Consider the following 21861-nt stretch of genomic DNA (forward strand, 5'->3'; position numbering starts at 1 on the left):
TTGTTAATACTAAAAAAGGGTTATGGATAATCTTTGTTTAGTATTTTAATTAACACGAGAAAAAACAATTAGTTTCATTGAATTGGCTTTTCTTTCATAAAAGAAGCATTCTTTGACTCCTATTCGCCCGTTGTATGATTAGTTTCTAAGGCGTTGAAAAAAGGCTTTCATCAGCGATTCGGATTCTGCTGCCAGCACACCTGATACTACCTGTGTTTTGGGGTGAAGCAAGTTAGTGTCTTTGCCTACATACCCTCTTTTATCATCCGAAGCTCCATAAACCAGTCGTCCTATCTGCGACCAGAATAGTGCTCCTGCACACATTACACAAGGCTCCAGAGTGACATACAGCGTACACCGGTTCAGGTATTTGGCATTGAGATGCTGAGCCGCAGCTGTAATCGCCAGCATTTCTGCATGTGCTGTCACATCATGCAGCTTTTCGGTCTGGTTATATCCTTTGCCAATGATTTTTCCTTCGGCTACAACAATCGCCCCTACAGGTATTTCTCCTTCCTCAAAAGCATAATAGGCAAGTTCAAGTGCCCGATACATCCATGTCTCATCTGTAGGTTGACCAATCATTATCTGTGAATCATGTAGTTTTTCTGCAAAAAAAGAGACTTTCCGGAGAAAATTTAAATCTTTAAAGATTTTTTTTGGAGTTTATATTTTTATCTCTACCTTTGCAGCCCGTAAACGATAGAACAACACGTTTTATGTTTATACGGACTCGTAGCTCAATTGGATAGAGCATCTGACTACGGATCAGAAGGTTTGGGGTTCGACTCCCTACGAGTCCACATCTACAGAATTTAGCCCGCAGAATCGCCCCTGACGGGCTTTTTTGTTTTCTGCCCTTTCCGATAGCCTTCTGTCAAACCCTGTTTAGACCTGTTTTAACCCGGTTTTTAACCCATTTTGTCTGGATTCGCTTGCTCATTTTCATTGAAAAATGAAAGATTACGTAAATGCGTAAATAAGCGAATTGCAGTGTAGTTACTTTTTTACAAAAAAGAGATAAAACGGTTTTAACGTTTTTCTCTTAGTAACATGCTTAAAAAATGACTATTCTCTATTGGCTGCGTAAGAATCAAGCCAATCGCAAAGGTGAGTGCCCTATCTGGTGCAGTATTTCTAAACACCCTTACAAAGCTGAGTTTTCCTGTAGATGTTCTGTTCATCCTAATGAATGGGATCAAGCTAACCAGCAAGCCACAGGCAAACAGGCAGAATTTCTTAATGCTCATTTAGAGCAAATAATGGCAAGACTACTTAATATCAGGCTTCAGCTACAGGCACAGGACAAGCCTATACTTCCCCAAGCAATCAAAGACATATTCTTTGCTAAGCCAGAAAAGATAATTTTTTTGAAAGATTTGCTTACTGAACACTTCAATGAAAAGAAATTGCGTTTGAAGCCAAATTCACTAAAAAATGAAAAGTCGAGAAGGCAGAATATTATCCGCTTTTTGGCGGAAACTGAACAGGCAAATATTGCAGTTGAAGAAATAGATGAATCATTCATGGATGACCTGGAAATATTTCTTCAGTATAAAATCACCACAGACCATAATTACAAAATCAAACACTTACGTCTTGTGAAAGAAACGCTGACTTGGGCAAAAAAAAGAAAGAAGATAAAAGCTAACCCTTTGCAGGATATCACCTGGATAAATGGGGAGGATCAAAGTACCCCCGTACTATCTAGCTATGAGGTCCACAAGATCGAGAGTACTATCTTCACATCTGAATCTTTACAGCATGCAGCTGACAGACTATTAATTCAGATATATACAGGCTTCAGTTACATTGATCTGGTGAACTTCAAACCGGATACTGATATAGTAGGTAAATGGATAAAGAAGGAAAGGCAGAAAACTAATATAGAAGCCATCATTCCAGTTATGGAAAAGCTTAAACTCATACTGGCTAAATATGAAGGTATCCCACCTGTTATTTCCAATGCTAAGTATAACGAACAACTTAAGAGTATAGCCAAGATTTGTGGTATCAGAATGAAGCTATCCAGTAGAGTTGCCAGAAAGACTGCTGGTCAGTTATGGATTGATGCAGGTGTTAGTATTGAATCTGTTAGCAAGATGCTAGGACATGCTAACATCAAAACCACACAAAAGGCTTATGTAAAGGTGACTGAAAAACGGATAGAATTGGAACTGAAGAAAACAGGGCTTTGGGAGTAACAATATACTTGATTATACATCTTGGATACGAACAAGTAGCGAAATAGATATCTATTTCGCTACTTGTTCGCCATTTTGAATAATAATGCTGTACAAATAGATATCTAATGTTAAATAGTATCTTTGTGCCATCTAATCACATTAAAATTATTAGAAGATCTTGATATAAAGCAAATTTGTTTGTGTAGCAAACAAATTATTGTTAGTTTGCCAGTGTCAAGCGAACATTTTATGAAAGCAAACGATATACTTTTAGCTGTACAAAGTGAATTAAGACACAAAGAAGATAATCATACACGTATTTTAAAAGAGTTACATTTTTGTAATGGAGATAGTATAGCAGATCTGGCCGTAATAAATGGTTCTCTTACTGCTTTTGAAATAAAAAGTGATGCAGATTCATTAGTTCGACTTCCTAGACAAATCACAAATTATAATAAAGTATTTGATTATATAACTATAGTTACTGGTAATACTCATTTAAAAAAAGTAAGCTCTCTAGTCCCGGATTTTTGGGGAATTTGGGTTATATCAATAGAAAATGGCTCTATTGTTAAAAAAATTGTTCGTGAAGAAAACAGGAATTATGAAATTAATGCTTTTTCTCTCGCACAATTTCTGTGGAAAGAAGAAATAATTGATTTGTTGAAAAAGCATAATCTTCATAAGGGTATGACAACTAAGCGTAAATGGTTGCTATGGAAGTTTTTAGTAGAAAAGTTTACACTTGACCAATTATCCAAAGAAGTAAAATACTATCTACTTAAAAGATCCAATTGGAAAGAAGAGTTTCCTACTACTATTTCTACTACTGATACTCCCATTAGTTGAGTGATCTTAGTCATATGATGATTAAAAGTGAATTGTACCCACTGACCTGCATTTCCAGTTGGAATTTTTGGTTCAGTTTGATTTGAAGATTTTCTTGTTGAAGTTCTTCTTGTCAAAGTTTTCCTTGTTTTTACAGGTGGTGTTATTCCATTTGCAATATCATTAATCATCTTGTCTCCCCAACTGAAGTTAGGGCCGGAATAAACGGGATTGACTAATAGAGCTTTACTTTTATTAACATATTGTCCATGTCCATCTTCATGCTTATTCGATAACCTTCCTTTGTAGACAAGAAAATCATCTTCGGTTGTGTATTTAATTGAGCATGTGCCCTGATGGCTCTCCTGTTGTGGATTAAATGTTGGATGAATATTTCCATAATCGGCATATCTCAGTGGAAGATCTGGCAGTGCAGCTCTTATTTCCTTCCAGATATCCCATTCATGTCTTGCGCTGTATGTTTCTGTATCCTGAACATAACCAGTTAAATCTTCAGGAAAGGAGCCTCCAGATATAATTATTGATCTAAACTTTTCCTTATTTGAGATTCCACTAATTATTTGAATTATTCTTTCTGGTAATGTAAAGCCGTCATCAGAGGGGTCAAAATCGAAATGATCAATGAAATTTAGATCCAATAATATATCTACCATTGATTCATCTATATTAAAATGCTTCATATAACTACTTAGAGCATCATTCAAGTAGTTGCAAAATATATCAATGGCAACTGTTCTAAGTCTATATTGTGGTGGCTTAACACAGATTCCATGGTGAAGATAATTATCCTTAATTAGTTGAAGATATGCGGGTGATTCTTGCACAAAGGTTATTACAGGTATAAAACCAATCTGTTGTTGAGACACCATACTTAGGAATTTACTTATATAACTTAAGTCAGAACTACTATCTGACTCAATCAAGTCAAAATCTGCATAAAATTTCATGTTGCTTCCTATAAATGCCCCTAAAAGTTCTCTTACACGAGTACTTAAATATTTCAATTGCTCAATTTCATCCTTAATAGGAAGGAGTTGAATCACAGGAATAATATTTTCTTTAACAGGAGTTGATAGCATTTTTAAAGCTTGCATTTCTGAAGCACGCAGTTTCATCACAGGCGAATAAATAGCAGTCATAATTGTCAGTGAAAATGGTAAATAAATTTTGCGGTTGTAAAAATATTCACTATTTTTGTGAAAAGCAAATTTTATATAAAATCACTGTTTATGTGAATATATTTTTTCGTTATGATAGATGTATATATTGATGATGATGACTTAGCCTTGTTATTTGAGGGGAAAAAACCTAAGGGTAAACCAAAGTATCAAGAAGCAGTGATAAAGAAATTTAAACAAAAGGTTCAGATTATAGATAGTTGTTCCAAAACTGAAGACTTTTATAGACTTAATAGTTTGAACTTTGAAGCGTTACAAGGAGATAAAGCGGGATTATTCTCAATTAGAGTGGATAGCCAATACAGGCTAGAATTTTCAATTGAACGAATCTTGGAAGGTGAAACGGTTATTCGGGAAATTATTCGAATAATCCGCCTGAGTAATCATTACGCTTAATATTTATATAAACTGAAAGGAAGAAATAAAAATGGCAATTTATTCAAAAAATGAACAAATACTTCAATCTGATGAACCCCTACATCCAGGTGAAGTTCTAAAAGATGAGTTGGAAGCAAGAGGTATTAAGCAAAAGGATTTTGCAGGAGATATAGGACTACCTGTAACTCAGTTGAATGAAGTAATTAATGGCAAACGTATAGTAAGTAGTGAATTGGCTGTACTTCTTGAAGCAAGTTTAAATATAGATGCTTCGTTTTGGACTAGCTTACAGGCTGATTTTGATTTAGCAAAAGCTAGAACAAGTGAAAAAGTTATGGCTAAAACAGAGTCAGTACAACTATGGGCTTATATAAAGCAGTTTGTAAATGTTAATTATTTACGAAAAGCCAATGCTTTAGATGATAGTATTGAAGGAAGTATCGAACGTATAAAATCAATTTTTAATATTTCTACGTGGGAAGATCTGGAACGACTGATGGAACGTCCTTCTTTGCAATATTATCGTCAGTCAGTTACGTTAAATACAAATGAAGTTAATCTACTAACGTGGATTAATTATGTTCGTTATTGTGCTAATCAAGAACAAGTAAGTTCATATAAACCTGAATTTATCGATAATTTGATAGGAGAGTTAAAGGATATATTTTTAGTAAATCAAAATGTCATTGAAAAAACTAAAGGAGCTTTAGGAAAATATGGTATCATTTTTCAGATAAAGGAAAAACCAGAAGGAGTAAATGTAGATGGTGTGGCATTTTGGGGAACTAAAAATCCAGTAATTACTCTAACTTTAAGACATAAGCGAATAGATAATTTTATATTCACCTTATTTCATGAATTGGGGCACGTTCAATTACATTTAGGTAAAAATGAAGTTATATACATAGATGATACAGAAACTGTTATATTAACTGAACAAAACATTATTGAAAAGGAAGCTGATGTTTTTGCTGCTAACAATCTAATTGCAGAAGATGCTTGGAAATTATTTGTGCGACGTGTTCGTCCTTTTAATGATGATAATATAAGAATATATGCTCATAGATTTGGTGTCTTACCTGCTGTAGTAAGGGGAAGGCTTTGTAGAGAAAGATTAGTAGATTATAAGAGTAAAACAACTATAAATAACTCTATTAACTAAATATTATTTCTATTGCTTTTAAGAAATGCCCAATTTTTAGTTGGGCATTTCTTGTATTTAAACTAGTTATATCAAAGACTTTATCAGTTGACAGTAGATACATCTTTCTCAAAAAAGTTTCTTAACATAAATCCACTTATTTCACTATACTGGACAAGTCCTATTTTTTCTATGTTATGATAGATAGTAGGACTTTGTACTTTTTGTGGATTTTATACATGTTGAGAATTTGGTCAAAAGGAATAATTTAATTTGTCGTTTTCTTGAATTGGTTTTTAATGGCTGATTTGTTCTCTTTTGTCCATGTTTGTAGATTTAGCAGGATTTCTTCTTTGTTATATATGTCTTCTTCTATATCTTCTGCCATAGAATCTAGTACATTTAAAAAGTTTTCTTTGAATCTTTCGTATGTGACATCTTTTAAATCGCTACTAAGAGCTTTATTAATATAAATGATTATTCCTCTTGAAAATATTGCAGCTGTTCCTACTGTCACAAAAGAGCCAAATGCTGCTATTCCAGCAGGCAAATGTAAAAGTGTTGCAATATAGGTGCCGAGTGCCGAAACAGGTCCTAAGGCTGTAATATACTCTACTAATTTTTTATTGAGATCTATTCCTAATTCTTCCTGATATTCATTGAGTATGGCTTTTCTTGCATTATTTAAATCAATGTAGGTATGCAAAGTAAATGTAGTATGGATGTCTAGTTGTTGTTGTAAATAGGAGTATTGTATTAGTGTAGTATATATATTATGATCATACTTCCACTCATGTATAAGTAGCCCTAACTCCTTTTCTAATTTGTCTTTGTTAAACTTTGACAGTCTATCAAACAAAGTCCTTATTTCTTCCTTTTCATGTTCTTGTATTTCTTTTTCTAACTCTTCTTTATTCAATTTTTGTATCTGAATTTTTAAGAGTTCCAATAAATCAGCTTTTAATCCTTCTAGATATTTTTTTCTAAAATATTCTCTTATAAGTTTTTCATCAGATTCTGATAATTTAAACTTGTAGATTTCATAAAAAGGAAGATCTTGAATTTTATTTATAGAGATGTTTAGGTACTCTCGTACTAATTCTAATGCCTTACTAATTTCAGAATAATGGGCATATTGATATGTTTTTTCTAAGGAGTTCGATATTTCTTTGGTAAGTTCGGTTTTTTCTAGACCATACAAATATGCTTTATACATATTCTTATCTTTCAGAAAGCTTTGAATATTCTGTTTGAATGTCTCAATATCTGAGCTTTCTTTATGTAGTAGTACTAGCATAAAAGCAGAAGGGGGGAAGCTTTTTGATTTTTCAAAGCAGACTTTGGCTTTTCCTAAATTGTTTGCCAAATAATAAATCTGGCCACTATAGTATATATCAAAGTTCGAGCATTGCATTAAACTATTAAAAATTTTATCTGCATCTATCAATGCTGCTTTTAATATACTCTCTTTTTCTGGACTGAGTATTTCATAAGCAGAACGGACAAAGTAATACTGCATTGAGATATTAAGACATTCTAATTGATCTAATTCAAATAATTCATCACATAGTCTATAGGTCATGACTGGATCTCCATTGTAATAATGACTTAATAAAGTATAATAACAATAAGATATAAAATTTGCCTTATTGTTGGAGTTGTCTGTAAGAGCTTTTGTGTGGATTTTTAGATCTTCTACAGATGGTTCTGCAATAGGCAAACTCAATTGATACGCAAAATAGTGTTGAGCTTTATCTATCTCATGTACTTGTTGAATTAAAGCATAGATCTCTTTAGAAGATTGATAATTGGGAGTATACTGTCTGGCAAGTTGTTTTACTAAATAAGGGGCTTCAATTTTAGAGGTAAAAAAATAGAGAGTTGCTTGTAATTCAATTATATAGATTTTATCATTAAAAGAATGTAGATAAATGCCTCTGTAGTAGTTTTCTTGTGCTGATGTAATGTCCTGTAACAAAAGATTGTAGATGTCTCCCTTCAAAAGCCAGTATGTTATTCCATTTGGGTTAAGATTAATCGCTTGATTGACATCAATTAGAGCTTTATCGTAATTTCCCAAAATAAAATTTACAATTCCTCGATTGTGCCAGTATTGGTCATTTTTCTCATCAAGCACAAGTGCTTGAGTGAAATCTTTAATTGCATTTTCGTAATCTTTTATTCTATTGTATGCAACTCCTCGATTGCACCAACATTTGTCATCGTTCTCATCAAGCACAAGTGCTTGAGTAAAATCCTTGATAGCATTTTCATGATCTTCATTTTTATCATATGCAACTCCTCGATTGTACCAATAGCTAATATCGTTCTCATTAAGTACAAGTGCTTGAGTGAAATCTTTAATTGCGTTATTATAGTCTTCAATTTTATTATGTGCAACTCCTCGATTATACCAACATTTGTCATCGTTCTCATTAAGCACAAGTGCTTGAGTAAAATCCTTGATAGAATTTTCGTAGTCTTTTAAACTACCATATGCAACTCCTCGATTGTACCAATAGTTAATATCGTTCTCATCAAGCACAAGTGCTTGAGTGAAATCCTTGATAGCATTTTCATAGTCTTTTATTCCATTATATGCAATCCCTCGATTCGACCAATATTTATCATTTTTCCCATCAAGCACAAGTGCTTGAGTGTAGTCCTTGATGGCATTTTCGTAGTCTTTTAAATCACTATATGCAACTCCTCGATTATACCAATATTGGGCATTTTTCCCATCAAGCACAAGTGCTTGAGTGTAGTCCTTGATGGCATTTTCGTAGTCTTTTAAATCACCATATGTAACTCCTCGATTGTACCAACATTGGTCATTTTTCCCATCAAGCATAAGTGCTTGAGTGTAGTCCTTGATGGCATTTTCATAGTCTTTTATTCTATTATATGCAATCCCTCGATTGTGCCAACATTGGACATAGTTCTCATCAAGCACAAGTGCTTGAGTGAAGTCCTTGATGGCATTTTCATAGTCTTTTATTCTATTATATGCAATCCCTCGATTGTGCCAACATTGGACATAGTTCTCATCAAGCACAAGTGCTTGAGTAAAATCCTTGATAGAATTTTCATAGTCTTTTAAATCACCATATGTAACTCCTCGATTATGCCAACATTGGACATCGTTCTTATCAAGCACAAGTGCTTGAGTGAAGTCCTTGATGGCATTTTCATAGTCTTTTAAATCACTATATGCAATCCCTCGATTATACCAATAGTCAATATCGTTCTCATTAAGCATAAGTGCTTGAGTGAAATCTTTAATTGCATTTTCGTAATCTTTTAAATAACTATATGCAATCCCTCGATTATGCCAGTATTTTTCATTTTTCTCATCAAGTGCAAGTGCTTGAGTAAAATCTTTAATTGCATTTTCGTAGTCTTCTTTTTTATAAGATTCTATACCTTGTTTATTCCATTCTTCGGCGGTTAGCATAAATGTTAAATTTAAAGTGGTTGCTTTAATTTAAATGTTACTGGTAAAATAAAAAAGGTATTTGAAATAGATTTTTCTATCAAATACCTTTTTTATTTTTTTCTTCAGAAATATATTTTCCGGGTAAATACATTTATTAAATGTATTTAGTCAATCCAATCTGTAACCAAATGAATCTGTCTTTTCAAACGGATGCGTTCATAGACCCCATTGCCCTCCCGGCTGTTCTGACTGTTGGTATTCCCTTCAGTAGTCGCAGCATACGGACTGTCAGCTTTCCATTCTCTTATAAAGCCCACATGCCCGATACGCTTCAAATTGGCATAGTACACCCCAAACACATCCCCACATTTAGGCAGTCGCTTAATTACTTTACCTTGCATCCACACGCATAAATTCCGTGGTACGGCTGAAGGTGCCCAGGCAGTAATTTTGGTTTTAACATTTACTTTGTCCAGGCAGTGTTTTACAAAAGCTGCACACCATGCATACCCTTTTGGCAGACCTACTGAAGCCAAGAAGCTTTCTACTATTTCACCGTCATTGTTGCCAGTGAGTTCTTTGGTACCTACATAGGAAGTGAAAACCTGCTTCAGTTTGAGTCTCACAGAATCTGCAGATAATTTGGCTGGCTTGGATTCACTGTTTAGTATCTGAGCTGAAGCAAAACAATTACCATAGCAGAGAATAAGGTAAGCAATAATATATAGTAGTATTTTACGCATTGGAATATGTGTTTGTATTCTGTTTCTGATAAACCTGTAATTTCTTCAACTGTCAGTTTAATAAGTACCTTATGAGCATTGTACAGGTATGGAAAACCAAGCCGAACGCCCCAGTATGCCACGAATTCAGCAAAAATGATATTAATAGCTGCATAAGGTAGTACCTGAAGTACGGATACATCAAAGCCCATTTGAGCCGAGAAAAGCAGAAACCCGATAAGACCCAATAACAGGCCGGGTAGTTCATGAAATGTTTCTATAATCAGAGTTACTGTTTTTTGAATTCTTTCTTTCATAATTGCATCATAGTCGTTTTAAGTAAAAGATATCTATTTTCGGGCGGCTCAGCTCCGGGCCAAGCCAGATCCGGAGAGGAATAGATATCTATTTTGTTCCAGGCGCTGCGTTTCCAGAGGAAAAATAGATATCTATTTGCCGTTAATGTGCTTACGCATCAGGACAAGCAATTTTTTATACAGGGGTGCAATAGCCTTAAAATCTTTCTCGGTTGCGTAGGCTACCGATTCAGCATATTTTCTGTCTGTCAGATACTGATTCTTCAGGTTCAGACGTGAGAGTTCAAAGTGTATGTATTGTTCAAACAGACGGGCAAAGATTTCATTTCGTCTATACCAGTATTCACCCTTCACTTTTGGTCTCATTCGGGTAATGGTTGTTGTCTCATTCCCTTTTTCATCCCTGTAAAAACGATTTATGATCTGATCACAAACTTTGCGCATCTGCCCGGTTTGATTCAGGTTTTGGGCTTCGCTTTGACCACCTGATAACCAAGCAGAATAGGGCTGTTGATCGACAAATGAACCAAAGAAATAATCCAGCGCATGCCCGTACTCATGTGCAAAAGAACCATAGCCTTTGGTTCTAGTTAGATTGATTGCAAAACTATTAGCCTCAAAATGTGCCATAGCTTTTCCTCCTAGACCACGTGCCCCAAATGCAATAGAAACTCTGTGATCTAAACCCAGATTTTTAAAGCCTAGAACCTTATGCAGATCTTTCAAGCTTTCACGAGTAGAGATAAGGAAATTTGCCCTTTCCTCATGAGTGGTCCAGTTTCCAAACTCCAAACCTGCCAGACTGTATTCAGATACCAGCTTGTAGGTATCTGTGTATTTCTGCTGTTGCTCACGACTTAACAGTTTTTCTGCTGTTTCGGTATGGATGGGAAAATGAACGGCATATCGATGACGACGGCCACCAGCTGCAATATTTCCAACGTCCGACACTTTGGCATTGACACCACCTGCAGTAATTATTCTCTCCTTGGGGAGATTCTTATTTTTTGCTGCTGGCTTTTTTGCCTTTGTTGTTGGTTTTCCTTTTGGTGCCATTTTTTTTAATTGAATGTCCTACGTTCATTTCCTTGCTTTTCAGCTTGGCTATAGGGTTTTTTACTTTAATCATAACTTGTTTTACTAGGGATGAAACAATGGAAAATGTACAGCTTATTTGCCGTATACTTTCTTTACTGCTTGTTTACTAGCTGCTTTCCATGAGGGCATAAGAGCACCCTTTTTACCAGCCTCATAAATGATTTTGCGGGCTTGGAAATTTACTTCCCCAATTTTCTTTTGAGCTTCTTTCTGCTTAGCAGTAAAAGAGCGTTTTGTAGAAGTTGTTTTTTTTGACGATGATTTTTTAGTCTTAGCCATAGTTGTATAAAATTGATTGTGAGAGAATTGATAAATTGTTGCGTAATTATTTAAAGAGTCGTTTTCTTTTGCGGAATGCGGTAGAATCAATATGCAGCCCCTGCGGGGTTATTTCCCACTTTCCCGGCTGTATCCACCTCGCCGGATACTGATTGGTGTTGATTTTGCCAATGGGTGAAATGGTTTGAATCACTAGTAAATCCATGACAGGCATAAGAGTGTCTTTCTTTATGCGTCTGGCACGTCTTCTTTCCTTTCTTGATGGTTTAGGCAGATGTTTTACTCCTATGATGATATCTTTCTTTTCTAAAGACTTTCTTAGGGCTGTATCGGCCACTAGTGCAATATCTGTTTGTACTGGAATCACCAGTTTTCCTGTGGGCTGAATGGGATCAATATGAAGCCTTTTAACTGTATCAGGCATCCACGGAGCACCAGAAACAGAGGTATAGTAATGCCTCCCATTTTCCCTAAACTGTTTTTTTGTAGCACATTTTTTTACAATCAATCCAGTACCAAACCCTATCAGCATCAATATCAGAATCCAAATAATTAATCTCATTTTGTAGTGTAGTAAAGTTTTTATCCACGTATTAAAGTTTTTCGTCTTTGTTTCTTTAGCCGTCTGGCTTGCTGACGTTGACGGCGTTTTTGATCTATTGAACTACTATTTCGCTTCCTCTTTGGGTGAATGGTATTGTCTGAAGATGGTTTTATAGAAAGAGAATCAGCTTGGATAGCCTTATAGATAGAAAGGGTCTTTTGTGCAAACCTGCTGGAATCAGCTAGTTTTACAGAAAGGGAATAATACCGATCTGCAAGCAATCGGGATTCCATGCGTACAGAATCAACCACTGATCTGATATGCTCTTGTCCATCTGCCAGGACTAAAAACATTTGCTGTACATACTTACGGCTTTGCTGTTCCTGCTTGCGTAGATAGGTAGCTTCCTGTTTAATTCGACGAGTAGAATCTATTTGAATCTGTAAGGCACTATCTAACCGTTGACCGTAATTGAGTAGCTTATAATTTACCTGCTTCTGAAGACGGGAATTAACCAAAAGACTATCATTTTGCACTTCTAAAGCTGTCAGCTGCTTTGTATGATCACTGGCCTGTGCAATACGTTTGGCTTCAGCTTGTTTTACCTGATTTTGCAGATAGATAATATTTTGTTTCTGCTCACAATGTCGTAAACTGCCTAAAGCCAGTAGGACTGCTACCAACGTAAACGCTAGTTGTGAAATAGATAATTTTTTAAGTCTCATTCGGAATCTTCGTTTTTGCGTAATAGGAGTTGTTTAAGCTTTTCACCCTTTTCTATTAGCCGGATAGCTTCATCTAATTTTTCTTCGTCTGTTTTTGCCAGTTCCTTTTCTTTTTCAGCCTGCTTTTCAAAATGCCTTTTGATACCTTCCTTCAGGGCATGGCCTATTGCCAATACAAGTACTATTAAGCAGTATTGCCACCACGTACTATTAGCAGGCACAGCGGTAAACTCTGGCAGGGCTTGCAAGAGAATCGAAACCTGAAGGATATCTAAAATGAGGCTGGACACAGTTGTAGTATTAAAAGGGATGAGCAAAATGGTTGTCAGATAGGATGCCTAGATAAAATACACGTTCTCAGTTCTTACAATCTTTCCATTGCGTTTGATCTCAAAATGAAGAGTAGAACTGGTAAGGGAAGTTTTAGAAATGTTTAGGGTAAAACTGCCTTGAGTAATAGCACTATTCTGTTCTGATCGGTTGACAGTATAGGTTTTACCCATAAAGCGGAAGGTGACATTAAACAGCACTTTGTCAACCTGAATAATGGCAAAGTCTACTTTGAAAAACTTCATATACAGCACTACTGCCAGGGCAGCTACAGACAGTACAGAAAGAAAGATGATGGATGTTTTTTTCATGTTAGTATACACCAGATTCACGCTGTACTTGTTCGCTTATGTCTTTTACTACATCAGTTACAGCTTGCTTAGTTAATTGATCTATTTTGGTCAGCTGTGCTTCTAATAGTTGCACAAGGTTTTTTACTTGGGGTTGTAAGTCTTCTTGGTGAAGTAGTTGTACAATGCCTAATGCACTGCAAAGGGGTTGTCTTAAACGGTGATTAATCCAAAACAGGGTTTTGGTTTGGGGACTCTGTGAGTTCATCAGTGAAGAGTTCATCAGTGGATCTTCTTTTGTAGAATGGTTTACTTTGGGAAAGAATACTACAGTTCACATACCGTAGTATTCTCTAGTGGGTTAGATATCAGATATTCCAGGAGCCTTGTATATTGTATGCCAGTGGTAGAGAGAAAGTATAAGGCATAGTACCTGCATTCTCATAGTCAGGTGTATTAATAATACCACCTGAAATAGTTGTTAAATGGGCTTCTGATCCATCATAAACAGAGAATACATAACGAATATCATATATGAGGTTACCTTCAGTATCTGAACCCAAAAACTCCCTGTGTAACTCTATTTTAAAGCTTCCTAATGCAACCGCGCTGCCTACACCTTCAGCCGTTCTGTAAATAAGTACATCTACTTGCTGTGAGTAAGGCGCATTCCCTCCATTATCCATTCTGTCATAGGAACTAACAAAGTCGTCATCTTCGAATTGAAAAGTAGCCTGCGCATGTGCGGAAGTATCAAATTGAAAGTCAATCGGGGCTAAAGACGCACCCTCAAAACCTGTGTTGCGGAATGACAAACGTGCAGAAAGCCCGTTATATGGCTGCAAATCTGGATTGGAAAGACTTATATTGACAGAAGTTCCCATACCTAAGTCAAACCCTAACAGCCCGGACAACTGAAATTCACCATCTTGTACGCCTCTGTCTCTTGCTACCCAGAATACACTATTTGACTCAGTGCCACCCAGAGGAACGATTTTACCAAAGTATTCCTGATCAGGAATTAAACCTGATAGCTCATAGAATGTATCTGTTACTATTTGTCCGTCGACAATCTTATTTGTATAATTTTCATCGGTAGCAACAAATACTTCATAGCTTGGAGAATTAGCACCTGTCCAGGCAAGCCGTGCAGACATTCCTGTAATCTGAGTAGGCATTGTCAGTTGAGAGAAACCCGGATTAGTGTTTTCCGCTGGTGTAATCCAACTAACCACATTGGAATAAGCAGACAAACCACCATCATTGTATAATGCCCGTGCTCGTGCGTAATACTGAGTTTGTGGATTTACACCCGGTTCAGTATAGCTGATAGTTCCTGTATTTGTCCCTTTATCTACAGTTTGAGAATCTACATACAGATTAGTAAAGGCTGCATCAAAGGCAATATCTACATAATAGATATTCAAATCATTGCGGGAAATAGCAGGCCAAGACAAGATAGATGCAAACGGGTTTGTGTTCTCAATAGAAAGAACAGGTGCCGGGTAGGTTATCGGTTGTTCACCCTCACCATTTATAATTATTTTGAAGAAAGAGCCAGTAAAGCCACTCATAGACTGTAGTATTTAGAATGAAATGAAAATCACAAATTCGGTTCTTCAGAACCTGAATCACTCGTGTTATCTTGTGGAAGTTCTGTTAGATAGGACACTACTGCTATTCCACGTACTGTAATAGTGATCGGCTGCCCATCCACTTCTGGTTTAATCGCAATAGATTCGGGTGTTGCATAACAGATTTTTATTCCTGTGCTCTGTTTGGCAGGACTCCAATTGATATCAAATTCATCATCTACACTGGCTGGAGCAACAGAAAACCATATTGCATTTAGTGGTAATGCATAGGTTGTATTCTGGATCGTATCACCAGAAACAGGTTTTCGGGTAGGTCTGACATGTGCTACTAAAAGTCTGTATAACATTTCATCTGTCAGATTCTGAAAATTCCCGTCTCTGTATTTTTTTTCCGTGTATGGAATACTGTTTTCTGCTGGCATTATTGAAAGAGGATTAAATTAAGTGATAACCATGTTTTAGTTCTGTATCTGACAATTCTCTACCTATTTCCACCCGTGCAATAACTTTTGCTAGTGCCTTTAGTGTGTTTTCATTTGCCTGTAAAGGGCTGTCAGGAGAAGTACCCAGACGGGCTGCAACGGTTTGTATGTAATTGCTGGTGTTATTCTCAGTTGTAGGTGCATATAGAGTAATAATACCTCGTATGGTAGTCGCCCGGCCTGTCTGAATGTATTTTCTAAGCAGTTTCAGAAGGGCTGCCACACCATAGCGGAACTCTTTAAACTGCTCAAAGGTCTTATCAGTATTTTGAGCCAAAGGAATTTTACCCGTCCAATCGTTAGAGGCTACATACTTCAGATTACCCGGATTATTGTTTCTCAGGCCACGAGGTAAAGAGTTTTGCCCTAAATAGGATTTATACTTAGCAAATATCTGACGGCGAAAAAGCCAGATCATACTAAAAGCAAAACCTAGTATAATGAGCCAGTTTGTTTTTTGCTTTTCCATCGTAATTCCTTACCAGGCAGGAGAAAGAACTTTTGACAATTGTTTGAAAGTGCCTTTCTGATACAGATAATAGGCACCAAGCCCGATCAATAGGAGAGTGAGAAGGGTAAGACGAATAACAGCCCCGTTTTTGATCTTCAGTTCGATTGTATCATACCCAGCCAGTTTATCACGCAAATCTTTCCAGGCTGAATCCTTAACCAATTTTCCATTTTTCAAACGAGTATAAGAGGCAACTATACAGCCTTCAGTACTTTGTGCTGATACTCCATTGTGTATCCTGATTCCAGAAAAACCGCGAACATTGAGCACTAACAGCATCATTACACCAAACTTGGCAGAATAGGTGTTTTCTATTTTATAGCTACCCTCTGGAATGGCTGTAAGTCCGGGTACCTTCACTAAGGTTATTTCCCCGGTTCTTACCATGTCTTCTACTGTATAGCAGAAGAATTTACCATTGACATACAACTTACCAGTTGTATAATCACTGGTGAACTCATCCCGGACCAAAAGCATCTCTGCGGTCTTCAGCTTCGCCGTTTTCATCTTCCCTTCTCGTTCTCTTATTTGGATAAAGCCGAGATTACTTTACCGATTAGCATTATGGCCAGTGCTACTGCAAAGGCAGCTGCTGCCAGTTCAATAATAGTTTTGGTGTTTACCTGAACTTCTACATTGACTGTAGGTAGCTGATTCTTATTAACCAGATCGGTTACAAACTTGGATTGAAAGAAATCTCCCATTATGGTAATTAGTCTAAGCCTAATGATTTAAGGCGTGTTACAATTTTGTCTTTGGCACTCATAAACCATTCTCCCTCTATCCACTGAGTCAATGTTTCTCCTTTTCCATACTGCTTATTGAAGTAGTTGTATAGGGCGGTGCATTGGTCATCTGTCAGTACCATGATTTTATTAAGGGTATTCATTTTGGAAATACCAGAAGTAGTGATACCATTCAGCTTGCTGTAGATTTCATCTGCAAGGGCTTTAGGTGACCAGCTACTAACTGTACCATCCGGATTCTTAACCTGTGGAATACCACTTCCTGAGTTGGGTAGTGGTTTTTCTTTAGCAGCTTCTTCCAGTCCCATTTTCCGGCCTACATACCAGATCACCACAACTACAATTATCACAATCAGAAATATCTGAAAGGGTTTGGATGACAAGAGGCTACCCCCTGCCTTACCTGCTCCGGCTGTGAATAGTGACCAAAACATGACTATAGCGTTTTAGCAGTGATAGGGGCTACAGCTGGGCCAGTCATTAGAATGGCAAATTGAGCATTGGAAAGCGTTTTAGATGTTGTAACGTCTTTAGCTATACCAGGAAACCAAACCGCTAGTAAACCCGCTGTTTCCGGCCCCAAATAGCCATCTTCAGCAATCTTGCTTACTTTGGCTTTAGTGGTTGGGTGGGTAAACTTGGCTGCATACACATTCAACTGCTGCTGAAGGGTTAGCGTATTCGGGTTATATTCGAGCCAGACAATGGGAAAGCGAGGTGTATTATTCTTAGGCTTTGATTGAGCCTGTGCCAATGCCTGTGGATTTGGTGCGTATGTTTCCGCTTCTTCTTCCTGCTGCTTTTTGCGACGCATGGGAACAATAATGAAAAACCAGACAGCAAGCCCAATAGCGATTGTGCCCACTACCAGCATTTGTATTGTTTTTTTAGATAGTTTCTGTTTCATTCCAGTACTTTCATAGTTGTAGTTTGATATCTTTTTGACGCTCCGGATTCCAGGTCGTCGCCCAAAAAAGATATCTATTTTGTCAGCTCTAGGTTACCGGCAGCTGCTTAATAGATATCTTCTAGCCTGCGGATGCTTTGGCAGATTCTTCACCCGAAAGCACATAGAGAATAGCCAGCACACCTACTACCGCTAAACCGATGAGTGTATATTTCATCCATGGTTTAAGCTTTAATTTCTTTTCCAGTGTATTTGCTTCATATTCTGGCTGTGATTCTTCTGTGGACTCAGATAAAGCAGAAGGCTTTACATTCAAAATCTGAGAGGTGAGCGTTTTGCTATCATTAGCCAGTTTTGTTGCTGTGTCTGAAAGCTTCTTTTGAAAGCTTTTCTTTACCAGTTCACGTTTTACCTGTGCTTCTTGTGCTTGCTGTTTAGCTGCATCAATAACAGGCTGAAATGCTTCTTTGAGTAGAAACGGCCTCACTTCAATAGTGCCTGATTTACCAGTACCATTGTTTAAATCATTCGCCGTTTTATTCTGAACCAGTCGGTTATATACCTGCCGTTTCATTTCGTCCACCTGACCAATGTTGATATTGATTTCAACATCTGCACCGGGTTCTGACTCAACCAATACAATACGACCCATGTGATCTACATAGTAATTGGTCGGTTGGTCGGAGAAAATGGGGTTCTTATACATGATTATTGCTTTTTGCGTGTGACAAAAAAGATGATTAAACCTATTAGCAGGAGTGCTCCGGCAGCTATGCCACCATAGAGAAGAATTTTCTTTTTCTTGTTTGCCTGCTCATCCGTGGGCTGCTGTATTGCCTGTAGCTGCTGTTGTCCTGATGCTTGGATTTGTGCCAGTTTGGTTTTCTCCATTTCAAAAGCAGCCCGCATAGCGTCTGTCTGTGCTGTAGCATTTTTTAACTCAGTCTGTGCAGCCTTCACGGATTGTCCCGATTTTACAACCGAACCAACAACTGAAACGGCTGCTGCTGCAATCAATGGTATCATAGCTTATCTAGTGGGGTTTATCTTTTACGGGTTGCAAAAAAGATGACCAGACCAGAAAGGATAGTGCCTACTATACCCAAACCCCACCACAAAAGCTGATTAGGCTTTTTTTCTTCTGTTGTTGTTTTGGGTAGCAAAGCTGCTGCCTGAATCTGTGCAAGCTTGGTCTTCTCAATCTCATTCTGTGCCTGTATGGCTTTTGTCTGCTCCTGTACAGCCTTCAGGTTGGTATTAGCAACCTTATTGGCCTGTGCTCCTGAGAAGATCCCTCCAATTGTGTTAAGACCTGAACTAATCAGACCTAAACCCCCATTATCTACAAATTGACTCATAGGATGAAAGGGTTATTTTTTGGTCATAAATAGAATAATGATGACAATGAGAAGTGCAGCACCGCCACCACCCATAATCCAGTACAGTTTTTTCTTTTCTTTATCACTGGCAGCCTTTAGTTCTGCTTCTTTCACGGCCAGTTGCTGTGCTGCTAATGCATCTTTTTGCTGCTGCTGAACCAAGGATGTTTGTTGCGCCAGTTCTGCTGCTGCTGTCTGCTGTACAGCTGTTTCCTTTGCTGCCTTTTCCCGGTCTTTGTCGTCAGCTGTTTTTATCACCTTATTGGTAAGCCCAAAGGTTGCTACACCTGCCACTGACTTTCCAATATTTCCAAGGGCACGGCCTAACCCTCCTAAGAACATTTCATGCTCTTGTTCAAAGTTGTGACTGGCATTATACACCCGATTTGGCTGGTATTGCCTGTATAATCTGCCGTTTGCTAATAATGTATTGTTCATTATGCCTGTGTTCATTGTAGTTGCCTTTTGTTTTAAAAGCTTTTCAGCTTCAGTAAGACTGATTTTTTTATCATGTGCTAGGGCGCGTACTGTCTGATTATATAATCTTTTGTAGTGCTCAGGGTTGCTGTTGGGCTGTAGGGTATCTGCTAGTACATTGACAGCGTTTTTCAGGCTGTTTCCTCCCTTTACATACTCGCTAAAAGCTATTTCATCGGCTAGTAACTCGTTTTTGGTTTGGGCTGTCAGATGTGCATTTTCATGCTCACGGATAAACTTTTTCTGGTCATCATTCAATGATTCCCAATAGCTACGCATGACCAGCATTTCCCCGGTTCGCTTGTTGACAGCTGCCGGGCTGTTTCTTGGCAGTTTTTCTACTACTCGAATAGAGGTAATGCCTTTTGCCCAATGGCTTCGCATGCGCGTATTCATTCTTAAGTTGATTTTGGGTTCTGAAACACGATATAAAGCCCTACCAGTAGCAAAATGACAAGTAAGCCCACGGCTAAAGGAGTATGATTGGTGCCCTGTGGATTTGAGTTTTTCCCTCCAAACGGATTAGGTAAATTGATAGAAAACATGGGAATAGCTCCAGATTGATTGTAGCGTATATGGTTACTTGCTTTTCTTCTTTTTGAGATAGATCACAACGCCAAAAACGATCATAAGAAAAAGCAGTGCAGCCCCGGCCATGAAGTAATACTTTGGCATGCCTAGAATCTTACTGTTTTCTTCTTCCTCTTTTTTCTTCAGAGCAATATCATAGGCTGATTCTTCCTCTTTGGTAAAAGTCCCGTTTTTGCTGTTTTGGATATATTTTACCCCGGTCTGAACTGCCTGTATACCTGTCCAGATGATATTTTTCAACTTCTCCTGTTTGGCTTGCTGCTCTGCATATGCCTTTTCAGCTGCTGCATTATCAATCGAAGTTTGCACATTGGCAGCCATAGTCTCTTTAGCACCATATTTATCTAAGATATCAGTTGATATACCCGTAAAAGACAGAGTTTCTACAGTTGCTACTTCGCTGGATATTGCCACACTCACCAAATCATTCAGAAAACTTTCACCATGTTTTACTATAGCCAGTACCAATACCCTTGGACTAGGGACATTAGTTATTTTGTATTTACTCAGAACAGCTTTTACCTCTTCAGGATTAACCTGTATGATTTCGCTTAACAGCTGTTCTAGTGCTTCTTGGCTCATAGTTCTTTGTCGTTTAGCAAAAAAGGGCTACCAAGATAATGCACCCGGCAGCCCTTTTTTCTATGGTTAAATACTACCCTTCAGAATAAATTACATTCCTAATTGGCGTGCTGCCTGAAGCTGTCCAAGTTGGTTGATTCCATCAGAACCGATGAAATTCATTGTAACTTTTGCTTTTGCACGTTTGCGTTCCAAGGCAACTGCTGTATCCAATGTTGCACCGATGTAGTACACGATTGTTACAGTTGTTCCAGGCTCAACCGAATATTCAAAACGACGAGAGAAGTCTAATTGCTTTTCAACCATGAAGGTTACAACTTTCTCATTGTTAGAATACTGATCCTGCGCATTCTCAGGCTGGATATAATCTGTAGGCAGATCCTGGAAAGGAGAAAGCGTTTTGATTGAGATAGGTTTACCGATTTGCTCGATGTTATCAGTACGCAACTTCATCATTACCAGCTGAGAAGGAACATATTTCAACCACTCCAAAAACTCTTCTACTGTTTTACCTGGCAGCTGTGCTGAAGCTGTCAAACCATCAGCATTTTCAACGGATTTAAAAGCACCTGTTTTCACAACACCACGATTCAGGTTGTTTGTAGTTATATCTTCATGATATCCTGCAAACAAAAGGGCAGTCAAAGCAAGTGTTTCGTGTGTGTTTTTCAAGCGAATACCGAACTGGCGAAGTCCATCACCAGAAGGGAAAGCAGAAGCAAAAGACTTGGTAGAATCTATGGCTGAACCACCAAAGTGTAATAAATCGTCGCCATCCCCAAGGTAGGCTTGTACATCATTGTTCATAGTTGTTTCTTGAGTATTACCTGTGAAATAAGAAAGTTCTTGATTTGCTATCTCTTGCAATGTGGAAGCAGATAGCTGCTTGTTTGTAAACATGTTTTTACCCTTTAGGTGAGAATAGTCATTGTGTTCTTTACCTGAGAGGTAGGGCGATTAAACAGCAGGAGTAGTAGTTTCCTTTTTAGCTTTGTGTTCTTTCCAGTAATGGAATCCGATCACAACTACAGCCACGGCAACAACTGTTACACCGAAATTGATAAGATGGGCTTTCATGCGGAGATTTGATTAAGTTAGTTTAGTATGATTCAATTAAA

At 37.6% G+C, this 21861-nt stretch carries 30 protein-coding genes and 1 tRNA gene; 5 read left to right on the top strand and 26 right to left on the bottom strand.

Annotation, left to right across the window (positions count from 1 at the left end; genetic code table 11):
* Positions 1-138: 138 nt before the first annotated feature.
* Positions 139-585 (bottom strand): tRNA adenosine(34) deaminase TadA, encoded by a 447-nt coding sequence (gene tadA / locus QNI22_RS30095; protein WP_314516714.1) that lies wholly within the window; start codon positions 583-585, stop codon positions 139-141.
* Positions 586-729: 144 nt separating this feature from the next.
* Here tadA and QNI22_RS30100 point away from each other — a divergent pair.
* From QNI22_RS30100 to QNI22_RS30110, 3 genes are all read left to right on the top strand, one after another.
* Positions 730-803: transfer RNA gene (locus QNI22_RS30100), tRNA-Arg, on the top strand.
* Between the two features lie 261 nt (positions 804-1064).
* The gene (locus QNI22_RS30105) at positions 1065-2204 is read left to right on the top strand and encodes a site-specific integrase (RefSeq protein ID WP_314516716.1); all 1140 of its coding nucleotides are present in this window, start codon (positions 1065-1067) and stop codon (positions 2202-2204) included.
* A gap of 231 nt (positions 2205-2435) precedes the next feature.
* Positions 2436-3035, top strand: coding sequence for a sce7726 family protein (locus QNI22_RS30110; protein WP_314516718.1), 600 nt, complete (start codon positions 2436-2438; stop codon positions 3033-3035).
* Here the strand turns inward: QNI22_RS30110 and QNI22_RS30115 are convergent.
* Positions 2960-4174: a beta family protein gene (locus QNI22_RS30115; RefSeq protein ID WP_314516720.1), complete on the bottom strand. Its 1215-nt coding sequence runs from the start codon at positions 4172-4174 to the stop codon at positions 2960-2962. The two genes, QNI22_RS30110 and QNI22_RS30115, sit on opposite strands and share 76 nt — an antisense overlap.
* A 111-nt stretch (positions 4175-4285) precedes the next feature.
* Between QNI22_RS30115 and QNI22_RS30120 the strand changes: the two genes are divergently transcribed.
* On the top strand, positions 4286-4609 hold the full coding sequence (locus QNI22_RS30120) for a type II toxin-antitoxin system RelE/ParE family toxin (protein ID WP_314516722.1): 324 nt from the start codon (positions 4286-4288) through the stop codon (positions 4607-4609).
* Between the two features lie 31 nt (positions 4610-4640).
* Positions 4641-5753, top strand: coding sequence for a HigA family addiction module antitoxin (locus tag QNI22_RS30125; protein ID WP_314516723.1), 1113 nt, complete (start codon positions 4641-4643; stop codon positions 5751-5753).
* Positions 5754-6000: 247 nt separating this feature from the next.
* On the opposite strand, the gene QNI22_RS30130 is transcribed toward QNI22_RS30125, so the two are convergent.
* The 24 genes from QNI22_RS30130 to QNI22_RS30245 form a co-directional block, all read right to left on the bottom strand.
* A complete protein-coding gene (locus tag QNI22_RS30130) occupies positions 6001-9186 on the bottom strand; it encodes a tetratricopeptide repeat protein (RefSeq protein WP_314516724.1) in 3186 nt (1061 codons plus the stop codon).
* Between the two features lie 146 nt (positions 9187-9332).
* Positions 9333-9794, bottom strand: a complete 462-nt coding sequence (locus tag QNI22_RS30135; protein ID WP_314516725.1) for a hypothetical protein — start codon at positions 9792-9794, stop codon at positions 9333-9335.
* Positions 9795-9832: 38 nt separating this feature from the next.
* Positions 9833-10207 carry a hypothetical protein gene (locus QNI22_RS30140; RefSeq protein WP_314516727.1) on the bottom strand — a complete coding sequence of 125 codons (375 nt, stop codon included), beginning with the start codon at positions 10205-10207 and terminating at the stop codon, positions 9833-9835.
* Between the two features lie 132 nt (positions 10208-10339).
* Complete coding sequence (locus QNI22_RS30145; RefSeq protein ID WP_314516728.1) at positions 10340-11263, bottom strand: LPD1 domain-containing protein; 924 nt, start codon at positions 11261-11263, stop codon at positions 10340-10342.
* A 114-nt stretch (positions 11264-11377) separates the two neighbouring features.
* Positions 11378-11584 (bottom strand): hypothetical protein, encoded by a 207-nt coding sequence (locus QNI22_RS30150; protein WP_313997748.1) that lies wholly within the window; start codon positions 11582-11584, stop codon positions 11378-11380.
* Positions 11585-11630: 46 nt separating this feature from the next.
* Entirely contained in the window at positions 11631-12146 is a 516-nt protein-coding gene (locus QNI22_RS30155) for a hypothetical protein (RefSeq protein ID WP_314516730.1), read from the bottom strand.
* A 20-nt stretch (positions 12147-12166) separates the two neighbouring features.
* Positions 12167-12853 (bottom strand): hypothetical protein, encoded by a 687-nt coding sequence (locus tag QNI22_RS30160; protein WP_314516731.1) that lies wholly within the window; start codon positions 12851-12853, stop codon positions 12167-12169.
* Positions 12850-13143, bottom strand: a complete 294-nt coding sequence (locus tag QNI22_RS30165; protein WP_314516733.1) for a hypothetical protein — start codon at positions 13141-13143, stop codon at positions 12850-12852. The genes QNI22_RS30160 and QNI22_RS30165 overlap by 4 nt, the downstream gene beginning before the upstream one ends.
* A 48-nt stretch (positions 13144-13191) precedes the next feature.
* Positions 13192-13494, bottom strand: a complete 303-nt coding sequence (locus QNI22_RS30170; protein ID WP_314516735.1) for a hypothetical protein — start codon at positions 13492-13494, stop codon at positions 13192-13194.
* A 1-nt stretch (position 13495) separates the two neighbouring features.
* Entirely contained in the window at positions 13496-13741 is a 246-nt protein-coding gene (locus QNI22_RS30175) for a hypothetical protein (protein ID WP_314516737.1), read from the bottom strand.
* Positions 13742-13841: 100 nt separating this feature from the next.
* Positions 13842-15047 (bottom strand): hypothetical protein, encoded by a 1206-nt coding sequence (locus tag QNI22_RS30180; RefSeq protein WP_314516738.1) that lies wholly within the window; start codon positions 15045-15047, stop codon positions 13842-13844.
* A gap of 29 nt (positions 15048-15076) precedes the next feature.
* A complete protein-coding gene (locus QNI22_RS30185) occupies positions 15077-15490 on the bottom strand; it encodes a hypothetical protein (protein ID WP_314516739.1) in 414 nt (137 codons plus the stop codon).
* 13 nt (positions 15491-15503) lie between these two features.
* Positions 15504-16019: a hypothetical protein gene (locus QNI22_RS30190; protein WP_314516741.1), complete on the bottom strand. Its 516-nt coding sequence runs from the start codon at positions 16017-16019 to the stop codon at positions 15504-15506.
* A gap of 9 nt (positions 16020-16028) precedes the next feature.
* Positions 16029-16568: a DUF5675 family protein gene (locus QNI22_RS30195; RefSeq protein WP_314516743.1), complete on the bottom strand. Its 540-nt coding sequence runs from the start codon at positions 16566-16568 to the stop codon at positions 16029-16031.
* Positions 16569-16585: 17 nt separating this feature from the next.
* Positions 16586-16765, bottom strand: a complete 180-nt coding sequence (locus tag QNI22_RS30200; RefSeq protein ID WP_313997768.1) for a hypothetical protein — start codon at positions 16763-16765, stop codon at positions 16586-16588.
* Between the two features lie 8 nt (positions 16766-16773).
* On the bottom strand, positions 16774-17241 hold the full coding sequence (locus QNI22_RS30205; protein WP_314516745.1) for a hypothetical protein: 468 nt from the start codon (positions 17239-17241) through the stop codon (positions 16774-16776).
* A gap of 2 nt (positions 17242-17243) precedes the next feature.
* A complete protein-coding gene (locus QNI22_RS30210) occupies positions 17244-17714 on the bottom strand; it encodes a hypothetical protein (RefSeq protein WP_314516748.1) in 471 nt (156 codons plus the stop codon).
* A 121-nt stretch (positions 17715-17835) separates the two neighbouring features.
* The gene (locus QNI22_RS30215) at positions 17836-18420 is read right to left on the bottom strand and encodes a hypothetical protein (protein WP_314516750.1); all 585 of its coding nucleotides are present in this window, start codon (positions 18418-18420) and stop codon (positions 17836-17838) included.
* 2 nt (positions 18421-18422) lie between these two features.
* On the bottom strand, positions 18423-18740 hold the full coding sequence (locus QNI22_RS30220; protein ID WP_314516752.1) for a hypothetical protein: 318 nt from the start codon (positions 18738-18740) through the stop codon (positions 18423-18425).
* Between the two features lie 17 nt (positions 18741-18757).
* Positions 18758-19072, bottom strand: coding sequence for a hypothetical protein (locus QNI22_RS30225; protein WP_314516754.1), 315 nt, complete (start codon positions 19070-19072; stop codon positions 18758-18760).
* 12 nt (positions 19073-19084) lie between these two features.
* Positions 19085-19966: a hypothetical protein gene (locus QNI22_RS30230; RefSeq protein ID WP_314516756.1), complete on the bottom strand. Its 882-nt coding sequence runs from the start codon at positions 19964-19966 to the stop codon at positions 19085-19087.
* A gap of 2 nt (positions 19967-19968) precedes the next feature.
* Positions 19969-20115: a hypothetical protein gene (locus QNI22_RS30235; protein WP_314516758.1), complete on the bottom strand. Its 147-nt coding sequence runs from the start codon at positions 20113-20115 to the stop codon at positions 19969-19971.
* A 34-nt stretch (positions 20116-20149) separates the two neighbouring features.
* Positions 20150-20743: a hypothetical protein gene (locus tag QNI22_RS30240; RefSeq protein WP_314516760.1), complete on the bottom strand. Its 594-nt coding sequence runs from the start codon at positions 20741-20743 to the stop codon at positions 20150-20152.
* Positions 20744-20833: 90 nt separating this feature from the next.
* A complete protein-coding gene (locus tag QNI22_RS30245; RefSeq protein WP_313997789.1) occupies positions 20834-21643 on the bottom strand; it encodes a hypothetical protein in 810 nt (269 codons plus the stop codon).
* Positions 21644-21861 lie beyond the last annotated feature (218 nt).

Source organism: Xanthocytophaga agilis, from assembly GCF_030068605.1.
Lineage (GTDB): Bacteria > Bacteroidota > Bacteroidia > Cytophagales > 172606-1 > Xanthocytophaga > Xanthocytophaga agilis.